The organism is Dyella acidisoli (assembly GCF_030160295.1).
Taxonomy (GTDB): domain Bacteria; phylum Pseudomonadota; class Gammaproteobacteria; order Xanthomonadales; family Rhodanobacteraceae; genus Dyella_B; species Dyella_B acidisoli.
In genome coordinates this window covers 20,544-29,302 of the sequence record NZ_BSOB01000035.1, presented here as the reverse complement: position 1 = coordinate 29,302, position 8,759 = coordinate 20,544, and the positions used below count along the sequence as shown (strand labels likewise).

The following is an 8,759-nucleotide window of genomic DNA, read 5'->3' as shown; positions in this document are numbered from 1 at the left end:
GGGGGGGGGGGGCTGTCGGGAGACGATCTGAGACAAAGAAGAAGGGGTGCATGTCAAAGCGGGCCGCCTCTTGTCATCAGGAGTCCAGGTACTCCCGGTTCACATTTATGGCCCCTCACGATGCGTGACGGGGCAGCAAATACCCGGGCATTTGTCCTCACCAGACATCACCAGCGATGCCTGATGACATTTTTCATCTATGAAAGAACGGTTTAAGGGCAGATTTTTACGCATCTAACTCATTGATATAAAAGCTTGTCATAACAAAAGCATGGCCCGCGCAGACAAACCGCATGCGTGTGGACAACCCCGTCCCGATGATCCACCCCGTCTTCGAGGGTGACAGGTCGCACAGGGGCGGCCGCCCTCGAAGGTGAACGACGAGGGCTGAACATGAACGAGTGGTACCGGGGCGACGTCTCCGCGGAATATGCGATTGGGCTGCTCGAATACCTGGAGCAGCGGAACATCAGCAGGGACCTGACGCTGGCTGATACGGGCATCGGCTCGGCCCAGTTGGACGGGGACCTGCGTCTCACCACACAGCAAGATTCTGCCTTGCTGGAAAACGCCATGCGCCTGACCGGCGATCCCGGAATAGGGTTCGAATTGGGTCTGCGCAGCACACTTACCTGGCACGGCGTCCTGGGATTGGGGCTGATGAGTTGCCGCACCCTGCGCGACGCGCTGCGGTTGTGGACCGGCTACCTGGACGTGCGCACCACCGGTTTCTGCATCTACCTGCACGAACATGACGGCTTGGCCGAGCTGAACGTCCAGGACCTGGCTCCGGGTGCGCCGTTGCGGAACTGCTCCTTGGAACGCCTGGCCACCATGACAGCCCGCTTGGCCAGTCAGCTCACGCAGTGCGAATTGCCGGACGTAGAAATGTGGTTCAAGGACGATCAACCGTCCTATGCCTCGACCTACACCGGCCGCCTGCCCAAGGTGCGTTTCTCCACCGGGCTGTGCCAGGTGCGCATGCCTAGCGTCTACCTTGACCTCCCGCTGCCGACCGCGCACTCGCTGGTGCTGACCCAGGTCAAGCAGCAGTGCGAGCGCGAACGCATCGCACTGGGCCAGAACAACTGCCTGATCGCGCGCATCAAGGGTCTGTTGCCACTCGAAGACGGCACCTACCTGGGTATGGAAGAAGTGGCACAGGCGCTGTGCATGTCCAGCCGCACCTTGAAGCGCAAACTGCGCCATCTCGGTTTCAACTTCCGTCAGCTGGTGGATGAAGCGCGCAAGCAGGAAGTGTTGCGCGACGTGCTGAACACCACGATGACGATCGACGAGATTGCCAACCGCCGCGGCTATTCCGATGCGGCCAATCTCACGCGCGCCTTCCGTCGCTGGACGGGCGAATCGCCTAGCCAGTATCGCTCCAAGCTGCCTTACAAGCTGGAGCGTGGTGTGGTGCTGGCGCAAGTGGCGTGATGCAAGGTGCCGTCATTTCCGCGCATGCGGGAATGATGGCAAGGGGAGCTTTCTTCGCTACATCAGATCGGTAAGAGGCTGCGCTTGCCATGATTGTTTGTTTGCAGCAAGACACTTGTGCGTTTATGTTGTGCCATGAGGATCGCCGTTACTTCATGGCCGTCATTCCCGCGAAAGCGGGAATCCATTTTCACGGATGCATCGGAGCAAGATGGATTCCCGCTTTCGCGGGAATGACGACCACATGGGTAACTTTCACCAAATCGGGTTGCTGGACATTACGTAACTGTTGGGAGTTTGCACCCCAACCTACGAGTGCGCGCAAGCGCACATCAAAGCACGTACAACAACGCGCGCACCAATTGCCTGGCCTGCGCCGGATCGCGCGGATCAATGCAGAAGATCGGCACGAACAGGCTCATGCGCCGTGCGAGCGCGTACATCGTTTCCATCGAGAACGTGGGTGTGAGGTCGGTCTTGCTGATGCCGATCACGAAGCGCAGGTTCGGGTCGATGCGCGCGATCTGTTCGACCGCCGTGCGGCAATCCTGAGCCAGCGTCTGCGACGAAGCATCCAGCATCAACACGGCGCCAAGCGCACCGGGACCCACGATCGCTCCCATGAAGTCGAGATATTCCTGCCCGGGCAGGCCATACACGTGCAGGGTCTCGTTCGGGTTGAGGCGGATGGTGCTGTAGTCGAACGCCACCGTCGTGCTGGTTTTTCCATCGAGTAGGACATCCGTTCCAGGCACTTCCGACGACACAGGGGGGGTATCGGATATGGCGCGAATAGCCGTGGTCTTGCCGGAACCGGGCGGGCCCAGAAACAAGAGTTTGATGTTCTTTTCCGAATCAAGCATGCGAGTAACCCAGCTTCAGCCCGAAGTGCCGTGCGACGCGTTGGATGAGAGAGGAAGCCGTGGCAGGCACTTGGGGCGCATCCGGCTTGACCATGTTGCCGTCCGCGCGCGCCAGCGCGCCGCTCGCCAGCGTCGCCCACAGGAATGCATGGATGGATTCCGTGGACATGCCGGTGTGTTTGGCCAGCGCATCCGCCGACCACGCGGAACGCTGCAGCAACGCGGACAGGCGCAGCGTTTCCTGATCGTCGGTCACGCTGCCCAGGTCGGGCCAGCGCGTGAGCCGATACAGTTTGCCGCCGAGCGAAGGCAGGCTGTCCTGATACTTCAAGCAAGCCTTGATCAGGAAGCCATCCAGGCTGCGCGACACCAGCCATTCGTGTTCGTGGGGATCTTTCGCAGGGCGCGTCATGCACAACCAAGTGCCTTCAAGCAGACGTGTTTCCGCAGCCGCCAGGTCGCTGACCGACCGCGTGAGAATACGCCCGGCTGCATGCCGCAGAATCATGGCGATGCCGCCGCGCTTCACCAGCAGGTCCTGGTTGCAACCGGCTTCGCGGATGCAAATGCCCAGCAAGCCTTGCACATCGTCGGACGATGCCTCGGACGACGTCTGCAGTTTTTCCTGCAGCGCACGCGCCAATACGGCGGCAGGTGCGTCACGCTCGAGCTTGGACGCGTATTGGGTTTCGGAATCGCCACTGCGTGGAAAAACCAGCACGGGCAGATTGCGCCGCGTAGCCATTTCATAAGCCAGCCGCCCGTGTCCGCTGTCGATGTCGACAACGAGGATATCGCTCTCGTTACCTTGCCAATCCTGCAGCTCGATATCGATCTGCGAGGCGGCGAGCAAGCCGCAGGCGAGCGAAAGACGCAACTCGATCTCTTCGGAGAGACCGGCCACGCCCATCTTGATGTGCTTGATGTTTTCTTCCAGCATGGCGCCCGCTCAGGGAAGGTTTTGTATGTGCGAGGAAATGCGCGCAGCCAGATCTACCGCCACGCGGCGCGACAGCGCCAGCATGATGTTGTGGCCCACACCTATGGCGAGCGCCAGCGGGTGGCGCGGATCGGCGATGCGCACCAGGATGCAGGTGTAGTCCGTCATCGACACCACGGCGGATTGGCATACGCCTGCGGACAATTCGCGCGCCAGCGTTTCGCACAGGCCAAGCATCGATCCGGTCATGGCGGCAATGCGGTGACCATCCTTCACCATGGACGAGCGCACGCTGATCAGCCGTGCATCGGCGGTCGCCACGACGGCCAGGCTTATTTCCGGATAATTCTTGCAAAGCTCTGCCAGTTCTTGGTCGCAGATAGCGCGGAGTTCCGCCATTCGCTTGAAGGCGTTACTGACTGCTTGGGTTCGTTGCATGAGGTTCAACCAGGCGGTGGCGTGACCGTTGTGAGTCGTCACGAATGCGTCGTGCGCTCGATGGTGCGTATCCATCGCGATTATTTCTTCGTGGTGCGCATGATCGCTTTGCGCGCCTGGGACGACCATCGCCTTTGTGGCTCGATTAGCTGTCAGTTGAGGTCATCGTTGTGCAGATGTGTCGAAAGAGCCGGTGAACAATGTGTCGCATGTCCCACTGTGACAGAGATTGGGGTGCGTAATGCCATGGAACACTTGGCCTTAGCGGCCTACTATTTTTTACGAACGAATTCGAGCAAACGCCTCGTCAGCCGGCTGCGGGAGAGCGGTGACGAAAAGGACTTTCGCATGGTCGGCACGTGTCGTTCCTCGCTGCAACGCGCAGTAACGGAATGCATCCGGTTTCAGGTGTTTCCGCCTCGACGCAAAGCCGCGCAAGGCACATGCCCGGTCATGCCCGGTGAAACAGGTAAGGGAGAGCAGTCATGAAAGGTACGCGCTTGCAGCGCGGCTTCACTTTGATCGAATTGATGGTGGTGATCGCGATCATTGCCATCCTTGCGGTGATCGCAATGAACGCCTACGGCAATTACATAACGCGCAGCAAGGTACAGGCGGCGAAGGCCGATATGATCGCGTTGTCGCTCAGCCTTGAGAACGAGCTGCAGCGAAACCTGGTGTATGGCACTCACAATTTCAGCAGTACTGCCGAAATCACCAGCATTTATACGACTTGGAGTCCTTCGCAGAAGAATAGTTTTACGTATTCGCTTAGTTCCGGGGCTACCCAATACACGATAAAAGCGACAGGCATCAGCGGTTCGCTTTCGACCTGCGTGCTTACGTTCGACAGTACAGCGACGGGTGGAATATCCGGCAGCTGCGGTTCTGTAACGACCTGGTGAGCCATGGCTATGCGCAGCACTTTCAAAATGCAGGGCTTCACGCTGATCGAGGTGATGGTCGTCATCGGTCTGGTGGCCTTTCTGCTTACGCTTGGCATTCCGCTGGCGCGCGAATGGGTGTTGTCGGCGCATCAACGCGAAGCGAAAGGCGCCTTGGACGAAGCGCTGGGGCGCGCAAAGGCCTTGGCGCTGCGTAATCCGCAAGGACTCACCGATCAAACCTTACCCGCCGCAGCTGTGTGTCTGACGGCGGGAAAGCTTGTCGTAGTGCCCGCTACTGCGCAAAAGATCACATGCGATACCAAAGCCGAGTGGGCGCAGTCCTTGCCATCCGACGCGACGATCGTACTGACGAAGACCAATATTCCCTTTCAATGTGTGGCCTATAACGAACGCGGCGTGGCGCTGGTTACGACCGTGAGCAATCTGTCGTGCTTGCAGGCAGGGCTAGACGTCAACGTGGCATCCGAGGAGGCGTTCTTTGTACAGCTACCGTAACCGCAAGCGCACACAGCGCGGCGACGTGCTGCTCGAAGCGTTGATCGCCGTGCTTGTGATGAGCTTCATCGGCGCAGGCACTCTTTACGCCACGACTCGCATGGAAGTGGGTGCAAAGAACGCGCGCCTGGATGGCGTCGCAGCCAGCCAGATGCGCCTGTTGCTGCAACAGTATGGCTCGTCGCTTTGCCCCGGCCAGGCCAACAGTAGCCAAGCTAAGGTCACGTTACCGCTGATCAACAAGCTCTATACCGTCAATGTGCAATGCCCTGCGGCTACATCGATCACGGTGGGTGGCGTGGTGATAACCCAGCCGTCCAGCGTGGTGTTGTGCATTCCTCATGCGGTTAGCGATACGGTCCTAGAAGGAACCGTCATGGTCGGAACGGATACCGCCGCCATGGCGAAGGTGCAGGCGCCATGCACATGATCCGCATACGTCGGCAAATGTCCGGTTTTACGTTGATCAGCACGCTGGTGGGGTTGGCCGTCGGCTTGCTCGGCATTGCCGCGATGCTCACTATGTATCACAACGTCGTCAACAGTGCGGAGTTCGTCAAGGATCAAGCTTTCCGCGATGGACAGGTGGCCACCAGTTCGTTGGTATCGCAGCAGGAAATGCAGCAGGCAGGCTTTGGTATCACCGGTGCCACCATCGGTACCGATCTGGTGGTGTTGAGCAATGCGTCGTTGTCCAACGACGGCAAACTCCAGGGCACGGCGATCACTTCGTATAACGCCTCGGTTACCGGCAACGCGGTGATTTGGGGTTTCAATCCCACTGCCGTGACCGGTAAGACGGATCCGGCGGGTTATCAGTGCGAAGGTTTGCTGGTAACTGCGAAGGGATTGCTGTGGTTGAAGCCAGCCAGTTGCAAGAACGCCGCCAATTCGCAAAGCGTGCAATGGCAGAGCAATCAACTTGCAACCGCCAGCAGCTTGGGACCGCTGTCCATCTTTCAGGCCTCTTCAGGCAGTTGCTTTCCCTATCAACAAACGACGCCAGGCAGCAGTTTCCAGGTGAGCTATTACCTGCCTACGCAGGACCAGGCGAATAACGGCCAATCGAATGGCCCGGCGAATACGACTGATTCGAGCTCTTCAAGCAACTCAGACGGCTCGGGCGATTCAAACAAATGGGATAACGCGGGCCATCGGGATGGCGTGCATCCCGGAAACGGGCAGGGTGGCGGCAACTCCTCCGGCTCCAGCGGTTCGGATGGCTCTTCCGGTTCCAGCGGCTCATCCGGCTCGACCGATGCGTTGAGTCTTCCCAGCTCCTCCAGCTCAACGAGATCGACCAGCTCAGCCGTTATCAACATACCGGCCTTCTCGGTATGTCTGCCCAACTTCAAGTCGCAAGGAAACTCATGATCAAGCGACGCGCCAAACCTCACGCCTCGCCGTTCCGTCAGCGTGGCGTGATGAACCTGCTGCTGGTGCTGCTGATCGGCCTGGCGATGACGGTCACCACCATGGGTGTGGTGCACGTGATGCGCGGTTCGCAGGAAGGCCAGCTCAGCCTGCATTCGATCACGCCTGCGCAAGGTTCGACGTGGATGGGTGCGGAAACGGTGCGCCGCTATCTTGCCGTGACGAACATGACGAGCTTGAGCACCGGTGCGCTGAAGATCGATGGTTCGGATGCGCTCGCCGTCAACATCCTCAACATCACGCAGTCGACGGCGACGGTCTCCGGTAAAAGCACTACGGTGTACCAGGTGGTGGCCAATATCACCGCAGCCTCGGCGACCGGCACGCCAGCAGCCAGCAAGGCCACTCTGCAGGCGGTGTACAACGTCACGCCAAATGGAACCCAGGGCAGCAGCACTAGCAGCAGCAACAGCGGCTCCACGGTCAACATCAACACGCTCAATTTCTACAAAGACCTCAACCTGACTGGCGGCATCGATGTGCTCGGCGGGCAGAATGCCAATTTGAACGTGGAAGGCAACGTCAAGCTGGACAACGCGTCGGTGGACGGCGTCAACAGTATTCACGCGACCGGCAACGTCTCGATAGGCAGCGGCATTCACGTCAACGAGGTCTATGCCAACGGTGACGTGGAGGTTACCGGTGCCGCCAGCGTCGATCAGATCAATGCGCTGGGCAACGTCACCATCGATGGTGGCGCCAAGCCTTTTGTGATCCAGTCTAATGGCACCGTGACGTTCAATGGTGGCAGTGCTTCGTCGGTGACGTCGATCGGTGACGTGATTGTGCCCGCCGGTGGTGTGAACATCGGCACCATTACTACCGAAGGCAACGTTAATTGGACTGGTACGGGTGGCGGTGCTTCCACCATCCAGGCCAATGGTGATGTGGCCTACAGCGGAGCAAACCTGTCTACCAACATCACGGCGGGTGGCACGGTTACGGTGAATGGCGAAGGCGTGGCGAGCGTTACGACGCCCAGCAATGTCATCGACAACGCCAATGGCGATTCAAAATCTTCCACCAGCGGTATTGCTTCCTTGAAGGCTGGTGGTGATCTGCAGGCGAACGGCTGGGATGCCGTTACCGGGACGATCGGCGGCACGCTTACCAAGCAAAATTTCTGGAATGGGAAAGTCAACGTCACCGTTCAGAAGGGCTACACCGTATCGGTGCCGACTATTTCGATTACAAAGCTGCCGCCAGTGACGATCGATCGTCCGGCTGTCGATGCCTACGCTTTGAAGTCATCGGCCAACTACGTATTCCAGATGGTGAACGGCGCCATGCAAGTGACGGTGTCCAACATCAACGGCATCACGAGCGGTACCTATTACGTGGGTACGTATCCGCCACTCAATGCCAATGGCGTCTATCGCGGTTACGAGGATTTCCTCTGCACCAAGCTGGTTTCGGGCAGCCTCGACAACAACGGTGTTGGCCAATGCCTGGAACCGTCCACACCAGGTCGCACGTTCTGCCAGGGCCAGTCGGAGGAAAACGACTGTCTTTCCTACAGCAACGGTGCGTGGACCATCAGCGGCATCAGCTTTGCGCGCGGCATTCTCTGGTTCCAGGGCGATCTCAATTTCAATGGCGGTGGCTACATGGATACGGCGATCGCCACGGGCAACATCAACACCGGCGGCTCCGCACGCATCGATGCGCCGAACTATGCCGGTTATGACGAGATGTGCGCCAATGCCACGCCGTCATGGTTGACGCTGCACGACGCGACCCAGAAGCAGGATTTCGACGGCCTGTATCCCACTAATTTGTGCGATGTCCAGAACCAGCAATTGATCGACAGCGCCATCGGCAATGTGGCGTTGCTGGCGGGTGGCTACGTCAACGGCGTGTTCTCCGGCGGCACGATCAACCTGGGTGCGAAAACCGTGGTCAATGGCAGCGTGATGGCGGGCAGCACGTTCAATACGGGCGGCGATACCAGCGTCAATGGCTCGATCACCGCGGCCGCGCAGAATCCGAACGACACGTCAAGCAACCAACTGAGCGGCAAGACCACCATGGATTTCAGCAAGCTGCCTAGCACTTACCACCCGGGTACCGTGCCGTGCATGCAGGGTTGCACCTCGTCCCAGCCAAGCACGAGCGGCAACAACACCAGCACGATCAACTGGACGCGTTATTTATAAGTTACGCGGTAGGTTGGGATACAAACCCCAACAAAAGTGCGGGGACGCCGCCAGATAGCGGTGTCCGCGACAAAGCCCACTTCCC

The 8,759-nt window shown here is 59.0% G+C and carries 9 protein-coding genes; 6 read left to right on the top strand and 3 right to left on the bottom strand.

The features are described 5' to 3' along the window. Window positions 1–393: 393 nt before the first annotated feature. Window positions 394–1,440: an AraC family transcriptional regulator gene (locus QQJ86_RS15615; protein WP_284321893.1), complete on the top strand. Its 1,047-nt coding sequence runs from the start codon at window positions 394–396 to the stop codon at window positions 1,438–1,440. Window positions 1,441–1,772: 332 nt separating this feature from the next. On the opposite strand, the gene QQJ86_RS15610 is transcribed toward QQJ86_RS15615, so the two are convergent. Genes QQJ86_RS15610 through QQJ86_RS15600 form a run of 3 tightly spaced genes read right to left on the bottom strand, consistent with a single transcriptional unit; the run spans window position 1,773 to window position 3,756 of the window. Beyond that, the gene (locus tag QQJ86_RS15610) at window positions 1,773–2,303 is read right to left on the bottom strand and encodes a GTP-binding protein (protein ID WP_284321892.1); all 531 of its coding nucleotides are present in this window, start codon (window positions 2,301–2,303) and stop codon (window positions 1,773–1,775) included. Next, on the bottom strand, window positions 2,296–3,243 hold the full coding sequence (locus QQJ86_RS15605) for a hypothetical protein (protein ID WP_284321891.1): 948 nt from the start codon (window positions 3,241–3,243) through the stop codon (window positions 2,296–2,298). Before QQJ86_RS15605 ends, QQJ86_RS15610 begins: the two co-directional genes overlap by 8 nt. Window positions 3,244–3,252: 9 nt before the next feature. Then, window positions 3,253–3,756: a roadblock/LC7 domain-containing protein gene (locus QQJ86_RS15600; RefSeq protein ID WP_284321890.1), complete on the bottom strand. Its 504-nt coding sequence runs from the start codon at window positions 3,754–3,756 to the stop codon at window positions 3,253–3,255. Window positions 3,757–4,166: 410 nt separating this feature from the next. Between QQJ86_RS15600 and QQJ86_RS15595 the strand changes: the two genes are divergently transcribed. From QQJ86_RS15595 to QQJ86_RS15575, 5 genes are read left to right on the top strand one after another with little or no spacing between them, the layout of a single operon-like run. Then, the gene (locus QQJ86_RS15595; protein ID WP_284321889.1) at window positions 4,167–4,586 is read left to right on the top strand and encodes a type IV pilin protein; all 420 of its coding nucleotides are present in this window, start codon (window positions 4,167–4,169) and stop codon (window positions 4,584–4,586) included. 9 nt (window positions 4,587–4,595) lie between these two features. Next, window positions 4,596–5,084 carry a type IV pilin protein gene (locus QQJ86_RS15590; protein WP_284321888.1) on the top strand — a complete coding sequence of 163 codons (489 nt, stop codon included), beginning with the start codon at window positions 4,596–4,598 and terminating at the stop codon, window positions 5,082–5,084. After that, complete coding sequence (locus tag QQJ86_RS15585) at window positions 5,068–5,514, top strand: type II secretion system protein (protein WP_284321887.1); 447 nt, start codon at window positions 5,068–5,070, stop codon at window positions 5,512–5,514. Before QQJ86_RS15590 ends, QQJ86_RS15585 begins: the two co-directional genes overlap by 17 nt. Next, window positions 5,505–6,458, top strand: a complete 954-nt coding sequence (locus QQJ86_RS15580) for a PilW family protein (protein ID WP_284321886.1) — start codon at window positions 5,505–5,507, stop codon at window positions 6,456–6,458. Before QQJ86_RS15585 ends, QQJ86_RS15580 begins: the two co-directional genes overlap by 10 nt. Continuing rightward, on the top strand, window positions 6,455–8,674 hold the full coding sequence (locus QQJ86_RS15575; protein ID WP_284321885.1) for a hypothetical protein: 2,220 nt from the start codon (window positions 6,455–6,457) through the stop codon (window positions 8,672–8,674). Before QQJ86_RS15580 ends, QQJ86_RS15575 begins: the two co-directional genes overlap by 4 nt. Window positions 8,675–8,759 lie beyond the last annotated feature (85 nt).

What these genes read in the sequence shown, in the direction of transcription:
- QQJ86_RS15615 (WP_284321893.1), top strand. Translation starts at nt 394, where the DNA reads ATGAACGAGTGGTACCGGGGCGACGTCTCCGCGGAATATGCGATTGGG.
- QQJ86_RS15610 (WP_284321892.1), bottom strand. Translation starts at nt 2,303, where the DNA reads ATGCTTGATTCGGAAAAGAACATCAAACTCTTGTTTCTGGGCCCGCCC.
- QQJ86_RS15605 (WP_284321891.1), bottom strand. Translation starts at nt 3,243, where the DNA reads ATGCTGGAAGAAAACATCAAGCACATCAAGATGGGCGTGGCCGGTCTC.
- QQJ86_RS15600 (WP_284321890.1), bottom strand. Translation starts at nt 3,756, where the DNA reads ATGGATACGCACCATCGAGCGCACGACGCATTCGTGACGACTCACAAC.
- QQJ86_RS15595 (WP_284321889.1), top strand. Translation starts at nt 4,167, where the DNA reads ATGAAAGGTACGCGCTTGCAGCGCGGCTTCACTTTGATCGAATTGATG.
- QQJ86_RS15590 (WP_284321888.1), top strand. Translation starts at nt 4,596, where the DNA reads ATGCGCAGCACTTTCAAAATGCAGGGCTTCACGCTGATCGAGGTGATG.
- QQJ86_RS15580 (WP_284321886.1), top strand. Translation starts at nt 5,505, where the DNA reads ATGCACATGATCCGCATACGTCGGCAAATGTCCGGTTTTACGTTGATC.
- QQJ86_RS15575 (WP_284321885.1), top strand. Translation starts at nt 6,455, where the DNA reads ATGATCAAGCGACGCGCCAAACCTCACGCCTCGCCGTTCCGTCAGCGT.